Here is a 22380-nt window from a genome sequence, read left to right as displayed (position 1 = left end):
AAGGAGCAGCGATGACCGCTGCACCGGGGTGGTACGAGGCGGGGACGCCGGGCAAGTTGCGCTGGTGGGATGGAACGCAGTGGACTGCTCAGGAGGCCGACGCCGCGCCACCGGTGAAGCAGGAGGTGCCGGTCACACTGCTGCTGGCACCGACTCCCATGGCGTCGCCGTCGCAGCTGCCGTCCGGACCGCAGCCGGGCTGGTATCCGACGGGGCCGGATCAGCTCCGATGGTGGGACGGCACGCACTGGACGGGGCTCAGGGTCAAGAACGGGAAGCCCGGGACCGATTGGGCGACCACCGAGCAACCGAGCTTGGCCTGGGTGTTCGGCTCGCTCTTCCTCGTGCTCGCGATCGCGCAGTTCAGCCTCGGCGCGCTGTCCAGCCACCTGTCGTTCAACGGATTCCCGATGCTCCTCCTGACGCTGCTCTGGTTCGGCATCGCCGCCCAGACGACCGCCGTGCGGCGGATCCCGCACCCGGTCGGCGCCCCGGTGGTCATCGACGTGGTCCGTCCATTGCCGGGTGAGCAGGACGGTCCCGGTGCCGGTTGGTACTCCGTGTCGCCGCGGGCGACGAGGTGGTGGACCGGCTCACGCTGGGCCCAGTACGTCGGAACCCAGTACGGCATCCGGCCGACGTTCCATGGAGCGCGCGCGTTCCGCACCTATCTCGTCATGTCCTGGGCCGTCCTCGGGATCGGTGCGCTCGCCTTGGCCGTCGGCGTGGTCATCCTCGTCAACAGCAGCGGCGACGGCTACGGCTTCCTCGGAGGGATCATCGGCGGCATCGTCGTCGGTGGCGGCGTCCTGTTCGCGGTCCTCGGCGGGGTGCTCCTGATCATGTCGCGGATGCAGCGCCGGCTCCTCCTTCTCCCGGATCTGCCGCCCGGGCACTGACCGCGGCACGGCACAAGGGGAGGACGACCGGTCGTCCGCGGGTAGGCTCGTCAGTCGGATGCGACGCGTCCGACCACCGATCCGAAGGGCACACGATGACCACGCAGGAACTGACCATCTCGAACTTCGAGGACACCGTGTCGGCCGAAGGCATCGTCCTGGTCGACTTCTGGGCCGAGTGGTGCGGCCCGTGCAAGGCTTTCGGCCCCGTCTTCGAGCAGTCGAGCGAGCAGCACCCGGACGTCGTGTTCACCAAGGTCGACACTGAGGCGAACCAGGAGCTCGCGAGCGGGATGCAGATCACGTCGATCCCCACGCTCATGGCGTTCCGCGACGGCGTGCTCGTCTTCTCGCAGGCCGGTGCCCTCCCCGCGCCGGCACTCGAGGACCTCATCTCGCAGGTGCGCGGTCTCGACATGTCCGAAGTGCACGCCGCCATCGCAGCGGCGAAGGCCGAGGCACAGGCCGAGTAGCCGACGTCCGGAGGAGGCGGTCAGTCTTCCGAATCGCCGGGTGGACGCGCGAACTCGAGCCGGTGGACACCGGGCTCGTCGAGCCTGATCCGCCGCCGCCCGGCCGGCGCGCCGTCCTCCAGCCGTGTCGGCGGTGCGCCGCCAGGGCCCGTGATGGTGATCATCGAGCCGTCGTCCGGCAGCTCGACCAGCACGCCGCCGGCCGTGAGAATCAGCGTCGCCGCGACGGGGCGATGACGGCTCCACTCGACATCCACGACGTGTCCACCACGGACCCGGAACCCTCGGAACCGTCCTGCCGACCACTCGGCCGGGAGGGTCGGCAGCAGCGACAGGACACCGCCGTGCCCCTGGACGAGCAGCTCGACGACACCGGCCGTCCCACCCAGGTTGCCGTCGATCTGGAACACGTCGTCGAGGTCGCCCATCGGGTGCAGGTCGAGCAGCGAGGCCGATGACAGCGGACCGAGCAGCGTGTCGAGCGCCTCGGACGCGAGCCCTGGATCACGGAGTCGTGCGGCCAGGCAGAGGACCCAGGCCATGCTCCACCCGGTTCCGCCACCGCCGTTCGCGAGTCTCCGTCGCAGTGCGCGTCGGGCCGCATCGAAGTGCTCGGGCGTGGCCCACTCGGTGATCCGGGTCCCCGGGTACAGGCCGTACAGGTGGGAGAGGTGTCGGTGGCCGGGCTCGGTCGGCTCCCGCTCCTCGGCCCACTCCAGGAGTGTTCCGTCGCGGCCGACCTGCGGCAGTCGGAGGGCGGCGACGGTGTCGCGTGCTCGAGCCAGGAGCCCGACGTCCGCGATGCCGTCGCCGACCCGCTCCGCGAGGGCGAGGTACTCGCGGAGGCACTCATGCGCCAGCTCCTGGTCCATCGTCACGCCGGCCGTCACCGCCGCCGTGTGATCCGCGTCGACCACGAACCGGTTCTCCGGTGACGTCGACGGACTCACGACCATCGATCCGGCGGCATCCGTGACGACCATTCCCAGGACGAACGAGACCACCGGCTCGACGGTCTGCAGGACGGCGACACGAGCGGCGTGATCAGCGCCACCGTCGTCCAGACAGCGGTGGAGGTGCGCGACGAGCCAGGGGAGCGCGCTCGGCCAGTTCGCCCAGTGCGCATCGAGCGGCACGGCGTCCGTGTGCCTCCAGAGGTCGCTGTTGTGGTGGGCTGCCGCCCCGTCGAGGCCGTAGGACTCGCCGGCGGTGCGCCGCCCGGCGTCCACCAGTTCGCCGATGAACCGGGTGAGTGGCTCGACCAGGTCACCCAGGCCGGTGCTCTCCGCCGGCCAGTAGTTCATCTGGAGGTTGATGTTGGTGGTGAAGTTCGCGCTCCAGGGTGGCCTGACCTGGTCGTTCCAGACCCCCTGGAGGTTCGCCGGCTCACTCCCCGGTCGGGAGCTGCCGATGAGGAGCGCCCGTCCGAGGTCGAAGTAGCGCTCCGCGAGGTCGGCCGACGCGGACGCCGATGCCGAGAGGTCCAGTTCGACGCGGTCGAAGAGCGACCGATGGTCGGCGACGTGCCGATCGAGCAGCGCTTCGCCGGATCGCTGCAACGCACGCGAGACCGTCCCCTGGGTGTGTTCCAGCAGCGCGGACGGGTCGCCCGACGGCCGTTCTCGCCACCCGCGGTGCCCGGAACGTGCACCGGCGACGAGGCGGAACCCGCCCGGGATCGGTTGCACCGCGATCGTCAGTGCCCAGGCCATGCCGGCATCGACGAGACCGTCGGCGTCCGGGACGTCGGTCGGGTACCGGATGGCCTCGCCATCGTCACCGCCGAGATACGAGGGTCGCACGCTCGCCGGCGCACGGCCGGTCACCGACCACCATCGGTTGTCGCCGACCGTGCGCTCCTCCGTCAGCGCCGGGTGCGGCGTCGCGAACCCGACCCTCGGTTCAGGGACGCCGTCACCCAGCAGCTCGACGACCAGCACGTCGTCCACTGCCGACACGAACGCGCGGAGCGTGACCTCCGCGCCGTCGCTCGTGGACGTCGTCTCGACGACACCGCGCGCGAGATCGGCGGTCCGTGTCGCGCGCGAACCGCCGTCGGGCGGCGCATACTCGACCGTGAGGCGGCCGAGCGGCTGGAAGGACTCGGTGAACGTGGTCCCGCGTCGTGCAGCCGCGCGGGAATCGGCTGCGACGGGGTCGCCGCCGGCGATCGCCCGGCGCACGGACTCCAGCGGACTGGGAAGCGAGCGGCCTGCCGGCCCGTCGCCCGGGCGTCGCGGACCTCCCGACCACAACGTGTCCAGCGAGAGGTCGATGCCCTCCCGTCCGGGCACGCCGTCGAGCGCCGCGCCCAACGTCCCGTTCCCGATGAGGAACCGATCGACGAACCGGGTGGCCGGTCCGTCGAGTTCGATTCGATGACGCTCGACGCGTTGCCGTCGGTGCCCCATCAGTGGTCGAGTCGGAGCAGCACGGCACCGTGCGCGGGCAGGGACGTGTCGACGGCGCCGTCGACGACGGGCAAGGGCCGACCACTCCACAGCTCGGTGACGGACGATCGATCGGCGCAACCGAGATCGGCCAGGTGCACCCGCAGCCTGGTGTCCGCGTCGCCGAGCCAGAACACCGCGCGCCACCGGGTCTCGCCGAGCTCAGCCGCCCAGACGACGAGGTCACCGTCGCGGATGATCTCCCGGCTCCCATCGCTGCCGAGCAGTGCGAGCACGTCCGGGTTGGTCAGGAGCGCGAGCGTGTGCGCCGGGGTGTCCGGGAGGTGGCCGCCGAAGAAGAGCGGCGACCGGCCGATGCACCAGAGGGTCATGAGCGTCCGTTGTTCGTCCAGGGTGAGGCGACTCAGCCGGTCCGAACCGACGTGGGCGCGGATGCCGATCCGCCCGAGCGGGAGCATGTCGGCATCGGCCCATGCCCCCGGACGCTGGAGGGGCGCCCAGCGGGCCAGGCGCTGGAACTGTTCGAGCACCGCCGACCAGTCGTCCCAGAGGTCGTCGGAGATCCGCCACAGCTGCGCCGTCGATCGAAGGGTGTCGAGGTGCTCGGTCGAGAGCCGCTTCCCCGGGGACAGGCTGAGCACCATCGGTCGACCGGTCGCGTCGATCGCCCGCGAGATGGCCTCGATCTCAGCTGTCTGGATCGGCGGGTAGAGCACGTCGTCGAGCTTGATGAGGTCGACACCCCAGTCCGCGAGCTGTGCCATGACCGAGTCGTAGTAGGCCTGGGCACCCGGGGCGGTCATGTCGACGCCGACGTTGTCGGGGTTCCACGGGCAGACGTTGGACGGATCGGCGATCTCCCCGCAGCGGGCGGTCGAACCGAGGATCGGGAGGTCGAGGTCCACGGCCAGACGCGGCACGCCACGCATGAGGTGCACCCCGAAGCGGAGCCCGAGCGCGTGCACGCGGTCGGCGAGCGCGCGGAAGCCGCCCGACGCCGCAGACGGGAACCGGTTCGGAGCGGGTTGCGGTCGGCCCCAAGCGTCGAGCGTCGGCTGGGAGACGCGCTCGTAGTCGCCGACGCCGGGCGCCGGTTCGTACCACTGGATGTCGACGGCCACCGTGTCCCAGCCGACGGGCAGCAGGTGCTCGGCCAGGAACGCGGCGTTGGCGAGTACCTCGGCCTCCGTGACGGACCCTCCGAAGCAGTCCCAGCTGTTCCAGCCCATCGGCGGGCGGTCCGCCCGCGCCCGACGTGCTGCACGCACCTCGGTCACCGCGATCACCACCTCGCTCATGACGCGACGACCTGAGCCGTGATCGTTGCGAACGAATGCGGTGGGAGCGTGACGCGAAGACCCGTCGGTGTGACGTCGAGACCCGTGAGCGGTCGCGGTGACACGGCGTCGGTCTCTCCGGGACGGTTGTGGGCGTCGGGCCGCGCAGCGGTGAGCAGCCGGCCGTGCGGCTCGACCACGGACCCGCCACGGAGGTCGACCTCGATGACGAGTGGTGCGTCGAGGTCGACGTTCGTCAGCGAGCAATGGAGGACGCCGTCCTTGACGCTCGCCGAGGCGGAGACGGTCGGGATGCCACCCGCGTGTGCGGCGTCGGCGTCGCGGACCGGCCCGACCACGTGCGTCGGGAGGGACGTGGCGTCCTGGTGCGGGCTGTTCATCTCGAAGACGTGGAAGGTGGGCGTCCGGACCATCTCGCCGCCGTCGGGATCGGTCAGGAGCATCGCCTGCAGGACGTTGACCGTCTGCGCGATGTTGGCCATGCGCAGCCGGCCCGCGAATCGGTGGAACACGTCGAAGTGCCAGGCGGCGACCATGGCGTCGCGGATGGTGTTCTGCTGGAACAGATGCCCGGGGTGCGTGCCCGGCTCGACGTCCCACCAGGTGCCCCACTCGTCGAGCACCATGCCGAACCGTTCCTCCGGGTCGTACACGTCCATGACGGCGGCGTGCGACGACAGCAGCTGCTCGACGCCCTGTGCTGCGGTGATCGTGCTCCAGTACTCCGCGGCGTCGAACCCGGTCGCGCTGCCCTTCGCCTTCCAGCTGCCGCCGATCGTGTAGTAGTGCACCGAGACGGCTTCCCAGGGGGTCGCCGAGAACGGGTGGGTGGCCACGTCGGCGACGACCTCCATCAGCGTCTTGGTCCAGGCCACGTCGAACCCGTCGGCGCCGGCGGCGACCCGGTAGAGCGGGACCTTCCCGCCGCTCTCGCAGAAGGTGCCGAATCGGCGTGCCAGGTCCGCGTACGCGCCGGCCCGCAGGTTGCCACCGCACCCCCAGGGCTCGTTCCCCAGCCCCCAGAACGGGACGTCCCAGGGCTCCTCCCGGCCGTTCGCGCGACGCAACTCGGCCATCGGGGTCTCCCCGGCACCGGTCAGGTACTCGATCCAGTCGGCCATCTCCTGCACCGTGCCCGAACCGAGGTTGCCCGAGACGTAGGCGTCGGCACCGAGGAGCTCGCACAGCTCCATGAACTCGTGGGTGCCGAACGCGTTGGTCTCGCTCGTCCCGCCCCATTGCGTGTTGACGAGCTTCGGGCGGTCCTCGCGAGGTCCGATGCCGCTCGTCCAGTGGTAGCGGTCCGCGAAGCATCCGCCCGGCCAGCGGAGGTTCGGGATGCGCAGTTCGCGGAGCGCCTCCACGACGTCGAGCCGGATGCCGCCGATGTTGGGCACGGGCGAGTCCTCGCCGACCCAGAAGCCGTCGTAGATCCCGCGTCCGAGGTGTTCCGCGAAGTGGCCGTAGACGTGTCGGCTGATCGTGGGTCCTGGCCGGTCGAGGTCGACGGTGACGGTCGCAGTGGAGTCCATGGGTGATGTGGTCCTGTTCTGTGCAGCGGGTCGTGGGTCAGACGGCGGTCACGAGGATCGTGATCGCGCGGTCGGGCTGGAAGGTGGGGAGGTCGAGGCCGATCACGGCCAGCTGGCCACCGCTCAGCACGGGCGCCGCCGCGAGCGTGGCCGGGTCGGCGTCGAGTGGCGGCGCATCCCGGAGCCACTGGGGGATCACCCAGCGGGGGCCGAGGGAGTCGTCCTGCGCGACGGCGAGGCGGTAGTGACCGTCCGGGCGGAGTCCGGGCAGGCGGACCCGACGACGGGAGTCGGCCGATCGCGGGGGAGTCACGAGGGTGTACAGCGCGGTGGTGCCGTCCTCCGCGACGACCCCGCGCAGGGTCGGAGCGTCGTCGTCCCACTCACCGTCGCCGACGACGCGGCCGGTGGCGATGAGTCCGCGATGACGCGTGAACACGGTGATCCATCTGGCGAGGATCGTCCGATCCGCATCGTCGAGCTCGCGCAGGTCCCACTCCACACCGAAGTGCCCGAGCAGCGCGATCGCGCACCGGGTGTGGAGCGTGTGCGTGCGTCCGGTCGTGGCCGATCTGGCCGAGGCCACGTGCGATCCCAGCATCTCGGGCGGGACGAGGAGCCCGGTCCACCGGAGCATCCGGGCCCGCTCGATCGGGTCGTGGTTGTCGGAGGTGTGGACGCGATCGGACCGCTCGAGGACACCGAGGTCGACGCGGCCTCCGCCCGACGCGCAGCTCTCGATCTCGAGGTGCGGGTGCCGCGATCGGAGCTCGTCGAGCAGCCGGTAGAGGGCTTCGGTCTGGTCGTGCACGGCTGCCCGCCCGGTCGACGGATGCCCGGCATCGACGAGGTCGCGGTTGTGGTCCCATTTCAGGTACGCGATCCCGAGCTCGCCGACCAGTGTGTCGATGGCCTGCAGGATGTGGTCGAAGGCCGCCGGATTGCCGAGATCGAGCACCTGTTGGTGCCGGACGGGCGACGGGAGCTCGTCCCTCGCCCGCAGGATCCAGTCCGGGTGCTCGCGTGCGAGGTCGGAGTCCTCGTTGATCATCTCGGGTTCGAACCACAGCCCGAACTCCATGCCGAGCGATCGCACCCGGTCGGCGAGCGGCGCGAGACCGTCCGGCCAACGCTCGGGGTCCGGTGTCCAGTCACCGAGGCCGCGGGTGTCGTCGTGACGTCCGCGGAACCATCCGTCGTCGAGCACGTAGCGCTCGACGCCGATGGCCGCGGCCCGGGTCGCCAACTCGGTGAGGACCTCCAGGTCGTGATCGAACAGCACCGCCTCCCAGACGTTCAGGGTGACGGGGCGCGGACGCCGAGCCGCCCGCGAGGTCGAACGCAGCCAGCGGTGGTACCGCGACGAGGCGGCATCGAGGCCGACGCCGTAGGCCCCGTACACCCATGGAGTCCGATGGTCCTCGCCCGGGCCGAGTCGGACCTCGCCCGGCAGGAGCAGCTCGCCGCCACGGAACGCGAGGTGTCCGTCGGTGCGTTCGACGCCGATCGTGTGGTTGCCGCTCCAACCGACGTGGCACAGCCAGACGTCACCGGTCCGGCTGTCGAACCCCGGTGTTCCGATCGCGGTGACCCCGGTGGCGTCGAGACCGGGGCGACCGTGCCGCGACTCGCGGAGGTGCGTCCCGGTCGTGACCGGAAGCCGCTGCGGCAGCTTCTCGTTGCCCCACCGACCGGCGAAGTCGAGGATCTCCCGAGCCGACGTCGGGATCGGGAAGGCCGGCACGACACCCTCGATCTCCAGGAGGTCGTCGCCCCGGTTCGTGACCGTCACGCGCGTGCGCAGCAGGCCATTCGGTGTCAGTTCGATCGCCACGAGGAGAGCGATGCCCGTCTGGTCGTCGACCGCGGTCACCTCGACCAGCGCGGCGCCGCACTGCCGCACCTCTCCGGCCGGGAGGGCCGCTCTGTCGACCTCGACCGAGGCCACATCGAAGCGCGACGACCAGGCCGTCCCGGCGCGATGCGCCCGGAGCCCCGGGAGACCCGACCAGCCCGACGCGTGCTCGGGCAACAGGCTCGGCTCGTACGGCGCGTCCGATCCGTCGACGAGGTCCCCACGCACGGTGGCTGTGGCCGCGGCGAGCCACTCGAGGTCGTCGGCATCGACGGCGGCACCCCAGTGCGCGATCGTCGGGAGGCGGGTCCCGTGCTGGACGAGGACGACGGAGACGCCGTCGCACTGCAGATGGACGACGCGGTGTTCGAGCGTCGCTGAGCGGTCGGACATGGTTCCTCCGAAGCGGTCGGTGAGGCGGGTGTGACGGCCGGTGGGCCGAAGGTCAGGCTGAGTCTCGGACGACGAGCGTGGTGTCGAGCCAGCGCGGAGCGGTCGTCCGGCCGGCGATGAGCTCCATGACGAGTTCCGCGGCGACCCTGCCCATCTGCTCCAACGGCTGACGGACCGAGGTCAGCGGTGGCTCCGCGGTTGCCGCGACGACCGTGTCGTCGAACCCGACGAGCGCGATGTCGTCCGGGACCGCGCGGCCACTGGCCTCGAGGACGCGCATCGCTCCGACCGCCATGAGGTCGGAGCCCGCGAAGACGGCGTCGAGGTCCGGGTACCGGGAGAGCAACCGAGCCATGGCCGACGACCCGCTCGGCATGGTGAAGTCGCCTCGGGCGACCGCACGGGTGTCGAGGCCGCGTTCGGTGAGGACGTCCCGCCAGCCTCGGACACGGTCGCTGGACGCGGCCATGTCGGCGGGGCCCGAGATGACGCCGATCCGCGTGCGGCCGAGCGCGATCAGGTGTTCCGCGGCGAGCCGACCGCCGGCGTAGTTGTCGGAGTCGACGAAGGTGACGTCCTCCGTGTGCTCACCCATCGGGCGGCCGACGAAGACGATGGGGAGGTCCACCGAGGCGAGCGCCTGGGTGATGGTGCTGATCTCGTGCTGCAGGATCACCACCGCCCCGTCCACGTAGTGCGCCGCCAGGTAGGCGACGAGCGCGTCGAGTTGGCGCGGGTCGGCGAGGAAGAGCGCGGGCTGCTGGGCTGCCGACAGGAGCGCGGCGGTGGCGCCCTTGAGCGGTGCCGCGACGAACGATCCGGAGAAGGGTTCGAGCTCACCCGCCGCGAGGACGATCGCGACGGCGCCCGTCCTGCCCCCGGCGAGCGACCGGGCTGCGACATTCGTGCGATAGGCCAGTTTCGCGGCCGCCTCGCGCACAGCGACGACCATCGAGGCGTCGACCGTCGAGGCACCTGCGAGGACCCGCGACGCGGTCGCTCGGGAGACGCCGGCCTCTCGGGCGACGTCGACCAGGGTCGGTTTGCGCATCCTCGCTCCTTTGCGATCGTCCACCTGCCGGTGGTCTGGCAACGAGCATCGCAGAATCCGAGAGAGCGTTCTCCGAGTTGCGCAATATTGGCCTGGTGCCGCGGAACCCCGCTGCCTATGGTGATCACCACGCCCGAACGGTCCGGATGCTCCCCGATCCAGTCGACATCGGCGCGAGCCGGAGAGCGATCTCCGGCCGGTGACCGCAACGTAGCGCGACACCGCGGAACACGATCCCGCATAGGAGGGGGATTTCCAGTGAGATTCCGTCTTGCAGCAGCAGCAACCGTCACCGTCATGGTCGGCGCCCTGGTCACCGGTTGTTCCGGGTCCGGCGGCGGCGATGACAAGACCTTCCAGTTCTGGTCCTTCACGGGCATCAACCAGAAGGCCGATGTCGAGAAGTACAAGGAAGCGCACCCCGACATCTCCGTCAAGCTCACCGAGGTCGGAAGCACGCAGGAGACCGCCCAAGCGCTCACCGCGGCGTTGGCCGGCGGTAAGGTCCCCGACCTGGTGCTCATCCAGGGGGACGACATGCCCAACTTCGTCGCGAACCCCGACAACTTCGTCGACCTGAGCACGATGGGCGCCGACGACATCTCCGGGGACTACCTGCCGTGGGTCTGGGACCAGGCCGTGGCTCAGAACGACGCCGTCATCGGGGTACCGACCGACGTGGGCGGGATGTCGATGGCGTACCGTGCCGACCTCTTCGAGGCCGCCGGCCTGCCATCGGAACCGGACGCGGTCGCGGCGCTCTGGCCCACCTGGGACGACTTCATCTCCGTCGGCCAGCAGTACGTCGCCGCCACCGGGAAGCCGTTCCTGGACAACGCCGGCACCTCGGTCTTCTTCCAGACCGTGAACCAGGTCGACGAGAAGTACTACACGCCGGAGGGTGAGCTCGTGTACGACACGAATCCGCAGGTGAAGGAGGCGTTCGACATCTCGATCAAGGCGATCGAGGCCGGCATCACCGCGAACGTCCCCGCCTTCTCCACCGGCTGGAGCACGGGCAAGACCAACGGCGCCTTCGCCGCGATGGCAGCTCCCTCCTGGATGCTGAAGAGCATCAAGACGGACGCGCCCGACACCTCGGGCCAGTGGCGCGTGACGACGGTGCCCAAGGTCGCCGGCAACTGGGGCGGCAGCTATCTCGCCATCCCGAAGCGCGCGGCGAACCCCGAAGCGGCGTGGGCCTACATCAAGGAGATGCAGTCACCCGAGTCGCAGCTGAAGAACTTCACCGACACCGGAGCCCTGCCCAGCACGGTCTCCGCGTACGAATCCACGGCGATCGCCGACTACACCGACCCGTTCTTCGGCGACTCGAAGATCGGTGCCGTGCTCGGCAAGTCCTTGCAGGAGTTCAAGCCGTTCTTCAACGGTCCGGAGACGGCGACGATCGGTTCGGCGATGATCAACACCGTGACGGACGTCGAAGCCGGCAACACCGCGCCGGACAAGGCCTGGGACGTCGCGATGAAGGCCGTGAAGGACGCCCTCGGCGGCTGACCCGACGGCCCCGTCCACTCGTCCGCTCCGACCCGGGGCGTTCCGGCCGAGCAACACGCCGGAACGCCCCTGAAGGATCATCGTGACCACGCACATCACTCCACCTCGGCTGCTGCCCAAACAGTCGCCACCCGGTATCGGGACGCGCATCCGCAACACCCTGCCGGAACGCTTCGCCCCCTACGTCTACATCGCCCCGTTCTTCCTGATCTTCGCCGTCTTCGGGCTGATCCCCCTCCTGTTCACCTTCGTCGTGTCGCTCTTCGACTGGAACCCGATCGGTCAGCAGACCTTCATCGGCTTCGACAACTTCACCAGGCTCGCGGCCGACCCACGGTTCTGGAACGCGATGCTCAACACCTTCGCGATCTTCATCATCTCCACGGTGCCGCAGCTGGTCATCGCGCTGGGCCTCGCCCATCTGCTGAACCACGTCCGCCTGCGCTTCGCCACGGGGTTCCGGATGGCGATGCTCGTGCCGTACATCACCTCGGTCGCCGCGACCACGATCGTGTTCGCCCAGCTGTTCGACCGTGACTACGGGCTCTTCAACTACCTCATCAGCTTCTTCGGCGGTGACCACGTCGACTTCCTCAACGACAAGGTCGGCTCGTGGTTCCTCGTGGCGCTCATGGTCGTCTGGCGGTGGACGGGCTACACGACGCTGCTCTACCTGGCGGCACTGCAGGCGATCCCTCGCGACGTGTACGAGGCGGCCGCCGTCGACGGTGCCGGCGGTTGGAAACAGTTCGTCTACATCACCATCCCGTCGTTGCGTCCCATCATCGTGTTCACGATCGTCACCTCGACGATCGGCGGGCTCCAGGTGTTCACCGAACCACTGCTGGTGAACCCGGCCACCGGCCTCACCTGCGGTGCGGCACGACAGTGCCAGACGCTCACGCTGTTCCTCTACGAGCAGGGCTTCGGCCAGTTCGAGTTCGGATACGGCTCGGCCATCGGCGTCGCGCTGTTCGTGATCGTCGTCCTCGTCGCCCTGCTGAACTTCTTCCTGTCCACCCGCACCCGAGGAGGACGCTGATGTCCGAGACGCTCAACTCCACCCAGCTGATGGCGAGCGCGACCTCCGCCGGCCGGAAACGGAACGGCGGCCGGATCGGCCGCATCCCCTGGTACACCTACGTCCTCCTCGTGTGCGCCGTCGTCGTGAGCATGTTCCCGCTGTACTTCATGTTCGTCGTCGCGACCACGGACTCGGCGACGGCGACCACCCTGCCACCGCGGCTGTATCCGGGCGACAACCTGTTCCACCTCGTGGGGCTCGTGCTCGAGACCGTGCCGTTCATCCAATCGATGATCAACAGCCTCATCGTCGCGCTGTCGATCGGCGTCGGATCGGCCCTGCTCTGCGCACTGGCCGGGTTCGCCTTCGCGAAACTGGAGTTCCGCGGCCGCAACGCGCTGTTCATCCTCGTGGTCCTCACCATGACCGTGCCGACGCAGCTGAGCGTGATCCCGCAGTACCTGATCATCTCCGCGCTCGACTGGGTGGACACGCTTCAGGCGCTCATCGTCCCCGGCCTCGCGAGCGCGTTCGGAATCTTCTGGATGCGTCAGCACATCTCGAGCTCCGTGAGCGACGAGCTGCTCCAGGCGGCGAGACTCGACGGTGCGAACACCTGGCAGATCTTCTGGCGGATCGTCTTCCCGGTCATCCGACCGGCTGCGTTCGTCCTGGGACTGCTCGGCTTCGTCGGATCCTGGAACGACTTCCTCTGGCCGTTCATCGTCCTGAAGTCGCCCGAGATGTACACGGTCCAGATCGCGATCAAGGCCCTGCAGTCGCAGCGGTCGATCGATCTCGGCCTGGCGATGGCCGGGTCGTTCCTGGCCACCATCCCGCTGCTCATCGCGTTCATCTTCGTCGGCAAGCGCATGGTGACCGGGATCATGGACGGAGCGTTCAAGGGATGACCCTGCAACACGACGGCGTCACGCCGACCACGTCGGGCATCGTCCGCGGCGTCTGGAACGACCGACGGGCGTCACCCGACGAGCGGGCGCGAGCACTCCTCGATGAGATGACCCTCGAGGAGAAGGTCGGTCAGCTCGGTTCGGTCTGGTTCACCGAGACGGCGGGCGACTTCGCGCCGAGCGTGGACGGCTCCGACGACCCGGCTGCGCCGACATCGGCGCCCACCGGCGACTTCACGGGTGGCCTCGGACAGTTGACGCGCATCTTCGGGACCGAACCGGTGACGGTGGCCGAGGGCGTCGATCGCCTGCGGGAACGGCAACGGCAGGTCGTGGCCGGCAACCGGTTCGGCATCCCCGCGATCGCGCACGAGGAGTGTCTGACGGGGTTCGCCGCGTTCGGTGCGACCGCCTTCCCGACGCCGCTCGCCTGGGCCGCCTCGTTCGACGAGGAGCTCGTGGAGCGGATGGCGGAGGCGATCGGAGACGACCTCCGCTCGGTCGGGGTCCATCAGGGGCTCGCGCCGGTCCTCGACGTCGTGCGCGACTACCGCTGGGGCCGGGTCGAGGAGACGCTGGGGGAGGACCCCTACCTCGTCGGCCAACTCGGTGCCGCGTACGTGCGTGGTCTCGAGCGGTCCGGGGTCGTGGCGACGCTCAAGCACTTCGCCGGCTACGCCGCGTCCCGAGGCGCGAAGAACCATGCCCCGGTGAGCATGGGGCGCCGCGAGCTCGCCGATGTCGTGCTTCCGCCGTTCGAGACGGCGATCCGGCTCGGGGGAGCGCGAAGCGTGATGAACGCCTACACGGATCTCGACGGCGTCCCCGCCGCTGCCAGTGTCGAATTGCTCACCGGCATCCTGCGCGACGACTGGGGTTTCGAAGGCACCGTCGTCGCCGACTACTGGGCGATCCCGTTCCTCGCGACCATGCACCACGTCGCGAGCGGTGCGGCGGAGGCCGGCGCGCTCGCCCTCACCGCCGGGATCGACGTCGAGCTCCCGGAGACCGCCGGCTACGGCGCCGGTCTCGTCGGGCTCGTCCAGGACGGGGCGCTCGACGAGCGGCTGGTCGACCGAGCCGTGCTCCGGCACCTGCGGCAGAAGATCGAGCTCGGCCTGCTCGACGGGGGCCCGCTCGTGCCGGAGCACGCCGCATCGACCGACCTCGACGGCCCCCGCAACCGCGCCATCGCGACGCGTCTGGCCGAGGAGTCGGTCGTCCTCCTCAGGAACCGCACAGTTCTCCCGCTCCGGACCACCGCGCGCATCGCCGTGATCGGGCCGGCGGCCGACCAGTTCCGCAGTCTCGTGGGCTGTTACGCATTCCCCAACCACGTGTTGTCGAAACACCCCGGGCACGATCTCGGCATCACCATCCCGACGATCCTCGACGCGGTGCGTACCGAGTTCCCCGCGGCGGACATCGTCGTCGAACCGGGATGCAGCATCACCGGTACCGGTCAGGAGGACGTTCCGGCCGCGGTCGACGCCGCCCGTTCGGCAGACGTCGTCGTGCTGGCCGTGGGTGACATCGCGGGCCTGTTCGGCGATGGCACGTCGGGAGAAGGCTGCGACGCCGAGGACCTGCGCCTCCCCGGGGGCCAGCACGACCTCGTGCTGGCCGTCCTCGCGACCGGGACGCCCGTCGTCCTGACCGTGCTGTCCGGGCGACCCTACGCGCTGGGGGACTACGACCGGGCCGATGCACTGGTCCAGGCCTTCTTCCCCGGCCAGGAGGGCGCAGCAGCCGTCGCGGGGCTGCTGTCCGGCCGCGTGAGGCCGAGCGGACGACTCCCGGTGCAGATCCCTCGCTCACCGGCAATGCCGGGCACCTACCTGCAGCCGCCGCTCGGTCTGGCGTCCCGCGGGATCAGCGTGCTCGACCCCACGCCGCTCTTCCCGTTCGGTCACGGCCTCACCGCCGGGGACGTCCGCTACCGATCGCTCACGAGTGCAGCGGAGCTCGCCGTCGACGGCGAGGTCCTCGTCGACGTCACGGTCGAGAACATGGGTGTCGAGGACGCCGTCGAGGTGATCCAGCTCTACGGTACGGATCCGGTGGCCTCGGTCGTGCGCCCGTCGGTCGAACTGCTCGCGTTCGCACGCCTCACGGTCGCTGCCGGGACGTCGACGACCGTGCGTTTCTCGGTGTCGGCCGACCGCTTGTCCTTCACCGGGGTCGACGGCCGCCGGGTGGTCGAACCGGGGACGTACGTGCTGTCCGCCGGGCCGTCGGCGCTCGAGCGTCCGCTCGCCCGCACGATTGAGATGACCGGCAACCGGCGGGAGCTGGTCGGGCCGCGCGAGCTCCGCGTGGACTGGCGGCCCGTCGATGCGGGCGCGAGGAAGGCCTGACCATGCCGTTCGTCCCGATCACCCAGGTCACCCTCACGGATGGGCCCCTGTTCCGAGCGCAGGAGGCCGACCGCGCCTACCTGCGAGCCCTCGAGCCCGATCGTCTGCTCGCCCCGTTCCTCCGTGAGGCGGGCCTGGAGCCCCGGGCGGCGTCCTACGACGACTGGGAGGTGCGCGGACTCGACGGCCATACCGCCGGACACTACCTCTCGGCCTGCTCCCTGATGGTCGCCTCCACCGGGGACGACGTCCTGCGTTCCCGGCTCGAGTACACGGTCGCCGAACTGGCCCGCGCACAGGACCACCTGGGTACCGGGTACGTCGGCGGAGTCCCTCGGAGTGCCGAGCTCTGGGCCGAGGTCGCAGCGGGGATCACCGAATCGACCTTCCGCGCCGGCCGCTGGGTGCCCTGGTACAACCTGCACAAGCTGTACGCCGGGCTCATCGACGCGGCCCGCTTGACGGGGGACCACGTGGCACGTGACGTGGTCCTGCGCCTCGCCACCTGGTGGGAGGAGCTTGCCGCGGGGATCGACGACGAGCACTTCCAGCTCATGCTCGAGACCGAGATCGGAGGGATGAACGAGGCGTACGTCGACCTCTTCGACCTCACGGGCGACCCCCGACATCTCGCGATGGCCGCCCGCTTCACATCCGTAGCCCTCAGCGAACCGCTGTCGCGCCGGTCCGACGAACTGACCGGCCTGCACGCCAACACCCGTATCCCGCAGTTCGTCGGCTTCGCCGCCCTCGCCACGCGGAGCGACGATCCGGCCCTCGCCCGCGCGGCCCGGTTCGCCTGGGAGACGATCCTGACGCGGCGCACGGTCGCGATCGGCGGCAACAGTGTCCGGGAGCACTTCCATGCCATCGACGACTTCACCCCGATGACCGAGGATCGGGAGGGGCCGGAGACCTGCAACAGCTACAACCTCATCAAGCTGGGCCGACGGCTCAGTGCCGACGAGTCCGACCCGGCGATCGCCGACGCGCTCGAACGGATCCTCTTCAACCACCTCCTGTCATCGCAGCACCCCGAGCACGGCGGCCTCGTCTACTTCACCTCCATGCGACCCGACCACTACCGCGTCTACTCCTCGCCGGAGCACAGCTTCTGGTGCTGCGTCGGGACCGGTCTGGAGAGTCACGCGAAACACGGCGAGTCGCTGTACCGGTTCGACGACGACACGGTGTCGGTCGAGCTCTTCGCGCCCTCCGTCGTGCGGATTCCGGAACTCGGTCTCGAGCTGGAGCAACGGACGGCCTTCCCGTCCGACGGCGTGGTCGGACTCACCCTCGGGCTCACCGGCTCGCGGCGGTTCCGGCTCCGCGTCCGGGTCCCCGGGTGGAGTGATCCGACACCCGAGATGTTCCTCAACGGCGCTCCGGTGACCGCCGAACGCGAACGCGGCCATCTCGTCGTGGAGCGTGAGTGGAGCGACGGCGACACCGTGTCGTTCGAGCTCACCATGGGCGGTCGTGCGGAACCGTACCCGGACGGCTCGGACTGGATCTCGCTCCTCTGGGGTCCGTCCGTCCTGGCGGCCCGTGGCGAGTCGCTCCCGACCGGCGTCGTGTTGGCTGATCGGCCGCACGCCCCGCACACGGCGGTCGGCCCGCTCACCCCGCTCGCCTCGGCACCGATCGTCACGCGGACGGCTGTGCCCTACCGGGACGCCGACGGGCGACTCCGGGTCGACTCGGACCGAGGACCGATCCCGTTGGAACCGTTCGCAGGCCTGCACGACGCGCGGTACACCGTCACGTTCCCCGTGGCGTCGTCGGCGGACGAGGACGCCGTCGACCGGCGCCGCACCGCCTTGGTCGACCGGGACCGACGCGCCGCGAGCATCGACGGACGGACGGTCGACCGGGTCGCTCTGGGCGAGCAGCAGCCGGAGGCGGATCACGGGTTCGAGGGGCGCTCCAGCGTCAGCGGCGCGGTGGGTGGGATCCGCTGGCGGAGCACGACCGAGCGTCTGTCCGTGAGGCTCGTCGATCCGCATCTCCTCGGCCGGGTCGTCAGAGCGACCTGGCTGCACGACCAGGCGGGCCACGGTCTCACCCTGGAGATCGACGGCACGCCGGTCGCTCCGCAGGAGGTCGGGCGAGACGACGACCTGGAGTGGGCGGAGTACCCGCTGACACCCACCAGCGCCGGGTGGGGTGTCCGGCGGTTCGCGCTCGTCGCGCAGCCGGATCGCGAGACCCCGCGGTGCACCGAACTCCGAGTGCTGACCGCAGAGGGCGCCTGACCACCGGTACCGGCGCACACAGCACCCCGGGATGCGGGAGCATGGAGCCATGACGACGACGCCGGAGCGGGACGATCTCAGCGTGACGCTCGCGGACGTCGCCGCGAGGTCGGGATGCTCGGTGTCGCTCGTCTCCCGGGTGCTCGCCGGGAAGCGCCATGCATCCCCGGACACCAGGGACCGCATCCTCGCTGCAGCGCACGACCTCGGCTACGACCGCGCAGCACAACGTCGCGGTCGACCTCGCTCGGTCCCGCGCCTGCTCGACCTGGCGATGAGTCAGTGGGACGACCCCTGGGCGAACACGGTCGTGACGAGTGTGCGGCGGGCGGCCGCTGCGGCGAACTACGATCTGGTGCTCACGCCGGAGAGCGAGTCGATGGTCGACGACTGGCCCAGTCGGGCACGTGCGCGGGGATCGGCCGGTGTCGTCGTGTGCCTCATCCGTCCCAACGTGTCCCAGCTCGACATCCTCGCCTCGGCCAACATCCCCGTCGCACTCCTCGATCCGCGTGCGGAGCCGGCGCGGAGCCTGCCGAGCGTCGGGTCCACCGACTGGCAGGGCGGCTTCGACGCGGGTCGGCATCTCGCACGGCGGGGGACACGTCGGTTCCTCATCATCACCGGCCGACCGAAGTACCGGTTCGGCCGTGCGAGGGAGGCCGGTTTCCGAGCGGCGGTCGAACGGCACGCCGACGGGGCGACGGTCGAGGAGATCTCGTCGCCCTGGTCCTCGGAGAGTGCGTTCGTCTCCGTGCGCAAGCTGCTCAGGCAGGGCGGGCTCCCGATCGGCGTCTTCAGCTGCAACGACGAGATGGCCTACGGCGTCTACCGCGCCGCTGAGGAGCTCCAGCTCCGCATCCCCGACGACATCAGGGTCGTCGGCTTCGACGATCTCCCGCAGTCCAGGTTGATGCCGCCGCCGATGACGACCGTGCGCCAGCCGATGCGCGCGATGGCCGCGCGTGCGGTCCAGCTCGTCCTCGAGGCGGAGCCCGGGACGGACCCGGGGGACCGCGCGGAGTTCCCGACCGAACTCATCGTCCGCGCCTCGAGCTGACGCGGACGCGGGAGAATGGTCGCCATGACGGGACCATCGGATACCGAAGACGTGTCGACCGAGCACTCGAGCGTGTCGGCGTGGATGCGGGCGCTCGGCACGGCGACCGGGAACCCCGGAGGCGGGGCCGCATCCGGACTCATGCTGGCGATCGCCGCCGGCCTCACCGCGATGGTGGCCGGCTACACCCGAACCACGCACGCCACCGAGGACGCGAGCGGGCGGGACTCGGCCGAAGCGGCGATCGCCGCACTCCGCGCTCGCGCTGAGGCACGCTCCGAGCTGGCGCTGCGTCTGGCCGACGAGGACGCCCACGCCTCGCGAGCGTTCGGCGGTGCCTTCCATCTGCCGGCCGGCGTCGGACGCGACGAGGCGATCCGTGCTGCGTCCATCGAGGCGGCCGCGGCCTCAGCGCGGCTGGGCTCGCATGCCGTCGACGCGATCGACGATCTCGCCTGGCTGACCGAGCACGGCAACCCGGCGTTGATCGCCGACGTGGCGGTGGCGATCGGTGCACTCCGCGCGGCGATCACGGGAGCGCGGACCAACGTCAGCTTCGATCTCGGTTCGGTCCGCAGCGCACACGGCTCCCTCGAGGAGATCCGCGCCGACGAGCCGCGCCTGTGGGAACTCGTCCCCGTGTTCGACCGCGCCCTCGAGCGTATCGACCGGCTCGCGGCGTCGATCGACCCCGACGCCGCTCCCACCGACGCGGCGTCGTAGCCGGTGGTCAGCGCCTGCCCGGGCGCGCAGCCGGGCCGCTCGGAACCCGGACGATCAGGGCATGGTGCAGGTTCCTCAGCGAGACCGAGATCACCGAACCGTGCGAGTCGCCGTCCAGTTGGATCTCCTGCGGCTCCTCGAGTCTGAGGTGCATCGTCCGCGCCTGTGCGTAGCTGATCGCGCGTGCCTTCGGCGAGAATCGTCCGACCAGCCGGCCGAACCGCGTGCGGTGCAGCATCCGGTTGAACGTCAGACGGTAGCCGATGTTCCCCCAACCCGGACCCTTGCCGGGGCGCAGCATGACGGCATCGAGGAGGCCGTCGTCCACGACGGCCTCGGGGAGCAGCAGGACCCCGCCGGTGAGCGTGCCGGAGTTCCCGACGATGATCGTATGCGCTCGGGCAGCCGCCTCCGGACGGTCGTCCAGTCGATAGTGCAGATCGAACTGCCGGTTGCCGATGATGCTCCGCGCGATCGGATCGGAGTAGGCGAGCCAGCCGATCCGTCGCTTCAGCCGCTCATTGGTGTGGCCCGCCATGTGCGCGTCGAGGCCGATACCGGCCATGACGAGGAAGACCTCGTCCCGGTTCGTGCCGTCGCTGCGCCCGAGACTGACCTGACCGACGTCGACCACCTGGTCACGCCCTGAACAGGCGATGTCGACCGACCGCTTGAGGTCGCCCAACGGCAGGCCGAGCGCTCGGGCGAAGAGGTTCCCCGTTCCGGCCGGGACCAGCCCGAGGGGGATGCCGGTGGAGGCGATGGCCTCGGCGGCGACCCGCAGTGTCCCATCGCCTCCGGCGACCAGGATGACCGAGGGCGCCGAGGCGATCGCGGCCGCGGACGCACCCCGGCCGTCGTCGTCGGCGCGCGTCTCGTGCCAGGTGGAGGGTGCCAGTCCGTGCGTCGATTCAGCGGCTGCGACGGCCGAGCGGAGGACGTCGATGTCGACCTTGGAGGGATTGACGACGACGGCTGCGCGTCGACGTCCGCGTTCGGCTGGTGCATCGTTCACAGCGTCAAGGATAGGAGGCACCGGCTCGGAACCAGCGGTGGACGCGAGCCGTGCCGCGGGTTCGTGAGACGCTTGCCCCATGGACCTCGAGGTGTCGCCCGGACTGACGATCCCAGCAGCCGAGCTGCAGTGGCGTTTCTCCCGGTCGTCCGGCCCGGGCGGACAGCACGTGAACACCTCCGACAGCCGTGTCCAGTTGACGTGGAGTGTGGCCGAGTCGGCCGTCCTCACCGACGAGCAACGAGACCGACTGCTCGACCGGCTCGGCGCTCGGCTGGTCGGCGGAGCCATCACCGTGACCGTCTCCCGCGAGCGATCGCAGCTCCGGAACCGCGAACTCGCACTCGAAGCGCTCGCGACGCGCATCAGGTCGGCCCTCGCGCCGCCGGCGCCGACGCGCCGGCCCACGCGTCCGACCCGCGGATCGGCGCGGCGCCACCTCGCCGCGAAACAGCAGCGGAGCGCCACCAAACAGCAACGACGACGTCCCTCCGACGACTAGCGGGTCACCACGTCGCCTCCCGCAAGGGCGTGCGTCGGACGGTGCGGTCCAGTAGCGTTCCCGGGGAGCGCACCCGTCGACGCCGTCGTCGTGCGCGAACGGAGGAACACCATGCGCATCGTCGTCATCGGCGGGACCGGCCACATCGGCACCTTCCTCGTCCCGCGACTCGTCCGGGCCGGCCACGAGGTCGTGAGCGTGAGCCGCGGCGATCGTTCGCCGTACACGGAGGTTCCCGAGTGGGACCAGGTCGAGCGGGTCCGGGCCGATCGGGAGGCCGAGGACCGGGACGGTGTCTTCGCACGACGCATCGCGGACCTCGGTCCGGACGTCGTCATCGATCTGGTCTGCTTCACGGTCGCCTCGGCGACGGCGCTCGTCGAGGGGCTGCGCGGCAACACGGGCCAGCTGCTCCACTGCGGATCGATCTGGCGCTACGGCCCCAGCGCGTCCGTCCCCATCGTCGAGGGCGCCGGGACGGCGCCGTTCGGCGACTACGGTGTCCGGAAGGATCAGATCGCCCGACTGCTCCAGCAGGAGAGCGCCGACGGAGGACTGGTGACGACCTCCCTGCATCCCGGGCACATCGTCGGACCGGGGTGGGCGCCCATCAACCCGCTCGGCAACCTCGACCCCGGGGTCTGGCGGACCCTCGCACTCGGTTCACCGCTGCGCATCCCCGGACTCGGTGCCGAGCTGCTGCACCACGTGCACGCCGACGACGTCGCGCAGGCCTTCGAGCTCGCCGTCGCGAACCGGGATCGTGTCGCCGGCGAGGATCTCAACGTGACCTCGGCCGCCGCGGTGACCGTCCGCGGCTACGCCGAGGTCGTCGCCGGCTGGTTCGGACGCTCGGCTGAGCTCGAGTCGGTGACCTGGGAGCATTTCCGAGCAGAGACACCGACGGAGCACGCCGACACCACCTGGGAGCACCTGGTGCGGAGCCATTGCGCGTCGATCGACAAGGCACGGTCGCTGCTCGGATACGAGCCCGCCTACACCTCGACGGAGGCGGTCCTCGAGTCCGTCCGTTCGCTCGTCGCCCGCGGGGAGTTGGACGTGCCCGAACCACGAGCAGCCCTGAACACGAGCCGCTGACGACG

At 70.2% G+C, this 22380-nt stretch carries 17 protein-coding genes; 11 read left to right on the top strand and 6 right to left on the bottom strand.

Going from position 1 to position 22380, the window contains the following annotated elements; translation table 11 throughout:
• Positions 1–11 precede the first annotated feature (11 nt).
• Both QRN44_RS10465 and trxA read left to right on the top strand, forming a co-directional pair.
• On the top strand, positions 12–899 hold the full coding sequence (locus tag QRN44_RS10465) for a DUF2510 domain-containing protein (RefSeq protein ID WP_285039093.1): 888 nt from the start codon (positions 12–14) through the stop codon (positions 897–899).
• 95 nt (positions 900–994) lie between these two features.
• Complete coding sequence (gene trxA / locus QRN44_RS10460; protein ID WP_121290807.1) at positions 995–1372, top strand: thioredoxin; 378 nt, start codon at positions 995–997, stop codon at positions 1370–1372.
• 20 nt (positions 1373–1392) lie between these two features.
• Here trxA and QRN44_RS10455 read toward each other — a convergent pair whose 3' ends face one another.
• From QRN44_RS10455 to QRN44_RS10435, 5 genes are read right to left on the bottom strand one after another with little or no spacing between them, the layout of a single operon-like run.
• Positions 1393–3783, bottom strand: a complete 2391-nt coding sequence (locus tag QRN44_RS10455) for a glycosyl hydrolase family 95 catalytic domain-containing protein (protein WP_285039092.1) — start codon at positions 3781–3783, stop codon at positions 1393–1395.
• Positions 3783–5081 carry a glycoside hydrolase family 27 protein gene (locus QRN44_RS10450; RefSeq protein WP_285039091.1) on the bottom strand — a complete coding sequence of 433 codons (1299 nt, stop codon included), beginning with the start codon at positions 5079–5081 and terminating at the stop codon, positions 3783–3785. Before QRN44_RS10450 ends, QRN44_RS10455 begins: the two co-directional genes overlap by 1 nt.
• Positions 5078–6613: an alpha-N-arabinofuranosidase gene (locus QRN44_RS10445; RefSeq protein WP_285039090.1), complete on the bottom strand. Its 1536-nt coding sequence runs from the start codon at positions 6611–6613 to the stop codon at positions 5078–5080. Before QRN44_RS10445 ends, QRN44_RS10450 begins: the two co-directional genes overlap by 4 nt.
• 37 nt (positions 6614–6650) lie before the next feature.
• A complete protein-coding gene (locus QRN44_RS10440) occupies positions 6651–8861 on the bottom strand; it encodes an alpha-galactosidase (RefSeq protein WP_285039089.1) in 2211 nt (736 codons plus the stop codon).
• 52 nt (positions 8862–8913) lie between these two features.
• The gene (locus QRN44_RS10435) at positions 8914–9912 is read right to left on the bottom strand and encodes a LacI family DNA-binding transcriptional regulator (RefSeq protein WP_285039088.1); all 999 of its coding nucleotides are present in this window, start codon (positions 9910–9912) and stop codon (positions 8914–8916) included.
• Positions 9913–10170: 258 nt separating this feature from the next.
• Between QRN44_RS10435 and QRN44_RS10430 the strand changes: the two genes are divergently transcribed.
• The 7 genes from QRN44_RS10430 to QRN44_RS10400 all read left to right on the top strand — a co-directional run bounded on the left by QRN44_RS10430 (position 10171) and on the right by QRN44_RS10400 (position 19760).
• Positions 10171–11430, top strand: coding sequence for an ABC transporter substrate-binding protein (locus tag QRN44_RS10430; RefSeq protein ID WP_285039087.1), 1260 nt, complete (start codon positions 10171–10173; stop codon positions 11428–11430).
• 82 nt (positions 11431–11512) lie between these two features.
• Positions 11513–12472 carry a carbohydrate ABC transporter permease gene (locus tag QRN44_RS10425; RefSeq protein WP_064293740.1) on the top strand — a complete coding sequence of 320 codons (960 nt, stop codon included), beginning with the start codon at positions 11513–11515 and terminating at the stop codon, positions 12470–12472.
• Positions 12472–13365, top strand: coding sequence for a carbohydrate ABC transporter permease (locus QRN44_RS10420; protein ID WP_079002436.1), 894 nt, complete (start codon positions 12472–12474; stop codon positions 13363–13365). The genes QRN44_RS10425 and QRN44_RS10420 overlap by 1 nt, the downstream gene beginning before the upstream one ends.
• Positions 13362–15722, top strand: coding sequence for a beta-glucosidase family protein (locus QRN44_RS10415; protein ID WP_285039086.1), 2361 nt, complete (start codon positions 13362–13364; stop codon positions 15720–15722). The genes QRN44_RS10420 and QRN44_RS10415 overlap by 4 nt, the downstream gene beginning before the upstream one ends.
• Positions 15723–15724: 2 nt before the next feature.
• Positions 15725–17977 carry a beta-L-arabinofuranosidase domain-containing protein gene (locus QRN44_RS10410; RefSeq protein WP_285039085.1) on the top strand — a complete coding sequence of 751 codons (2253 nt, stop codon included), beginning with the start codon at positions 15725–15727 and terminating at the stop codon, positions 17975–17977.
• A gap of 49 nt (positions 17978–18026) precedes the next feature.
• Complete coding sequence (locus tag QRN44_RS10405; protein WP_158596572.1) at positions 18027–19037, top strand: LacI family DNA-binding transcriptional regulator; 1011 nt, start codon at positions 18027–18029, stop codon at positions 19035–19037.
• 24 nt (positions 19038–19061) lie between these two features.
• On the top strand, positions 19062–19760 hold the full coding sequence (locus QRN44_RS10400) for a cyclodeaminase/cyclohydrolase family protein (protein ID WP_285039084.1): 699 nt from the start codon (positions 19062–19064) through the stop codon (positions 19758–19760).
• A 7-nt stretch (positions 19761–19767) separates the two neighbouring features.
• Here the strand turns inward: QRN44_RS10400 and QRN44_RS10395 are convergent, their stop codons facing one another.
• Positions 19768–20775 carry a diacylglycerol/lipid kinase family protein gene (locus QRN44_RS10395; protein WP_285039083.1) on the bottom strand — a complete coding sequence of 336 codons (1008 nt, stop codon included), beginning with the start codon at positions 20773–20775 and terminating at the stop codon, positions 19768–19770.
• A gap of 79 nt (positions 20776–20854) precedes the next feature.
• Between QRN44_RS10395 and arfB the strand changes: the two genes are divergently transcribed.
• Both arfB and QRN44_RS10385 read left to right on the top strand, forming a co-directional pair.
• Entirely contained in the window at positions 20855–21277 is a 423-nt protein-coding gene (gene arfB / locus QRN44_RS10390) for an alternative ribosome rescue aminoacyl-tRNA hydrolase ArfB (protein ID WP_121290790.1), read from the top strand.
• A gap of 111 nt (positions 21278–21388) precedes the next feature.
• Positions 21389–22375, top strand: a complete 987-nt coding sequence (locus QRN44_RS10385; RefSeq protein ID WP_121290788.1) for an NAD-dependent epimerase/dehydratase family protein — start codon at positions 21389–21391, stop codon at positions 22373–22375.
• Positions 22376–22380 lie beyond the last annotated feature (5 nt).

The organism is Plantibacter sp. lyk4-40-MEA-4, assembly GCF_030209415.1.
Taxonomy (GTDB): domain Bacteria; phylum Actinomycetota; class Actinomycetes; order Actinomycetales; family Microbacteriaceae; genus Plantibacter; species Plantibacter flavus_A.
This window is presented reverse-complemented; position numbering and strand designations above follow the sequence as displayed.

Bases quoted from the DNA above. Each gene is read 5' to 3' on its own strand.
- QRN44_RS10405 (WP_158596572.1), top strand. From the start codon at position 18,027: ATGACGACGACGCCGGAGCGGGACGATCTCAGCGTGACGCTCGCGGAC.
- QRN44_RS10450 (WP_285039091.1), bottom strand. From the start codon at position 5,081: ATGAGCGAGGTGGTGATCGCGGTGACCGAGGTGCGTGCAGCACGTCGG.
- QRN44_RS10415 (WP_285039086.1), top strand. From the start codon at position 13,362: ATGACCCTGCAACACGACGGCGTCACGCCGACCACGTCGGGCATCGTC.
- QRN44_RS10435 (WP_285039088.1), bottom strand. From the start codon at position 9,912: ATGCGCAAACCGACCCTGGTCGACGTCGCCCGAGAGGCCGGCGTCTCC.
- QRN44_RS10410 (WP_285039085.1), top strand. From the start codon at position 15,725: ATGCCGTTCGTCCCGATCACCCAGGTCACCCTCACGGATGGGCCCCTG.
- trxA (WP_121290807.1), top strand. From the start codon at position 995: ATGACCACGCAGGAACTGACCATCTCGAACTTCGAGGACACCGTGTCG.
- QRN44_RS10465 (WP_285039093.1), top strand. From the start codon at position 12: ATGACCGCTGCACCGGGGTGGTACGAGGCGGGGACGCCGGGCAAGTTG.
- QRN44_RS10445 (WP_285039090.1), bottom strand. From the start codon at position 6,613: ATGGACTCCACTGCGACCGTCACCGTCGACCTCGACCGGCCAGGACCC.
- arfB (WP_121290790.1), top strand. From the start codon at position 20,855: ATGGACCTCGAGGTGTCGCCCGGACTGACGATCCCAGCAGCCGAGCTG.
- QRN44_RS10385 (WP_121290788.1), top strand. From the start codon at position 21,389: ATGCGCATCGTCGTCATCGGCGGGACCGGCCACATCGGCACCTTCCTC.
- QRN44_RS10420 (WP_079002436.1), top strand. From the start codon at position 12,472: ATGTCCGAGACGCTCAACTCCACCCAGCTGATGGCGAGCGCGACCTCC.
- QRN44_RS10400 (WP_285039084.1), top strand. From the start codon at position 19,062: ATGACGGGACCATCGGATACCGAAGACGTGTCGACCGAGCACTCGAGC.
- QRN44_RS10455 (WP_285039092.1), bottom strand. From the start codon at position 3,783: ATGGGGCACCGACGGCAACGCGTCGAGCGTCATCGAATCGAACTCGAC.
- QRN44_RS10440 (WP_285039089.1), bottom strand. From the start codon at position 8,861: ATGTCCGACCGCTCAGCGACGCTCGAACACCGCGTCGTCCATCTGCAG.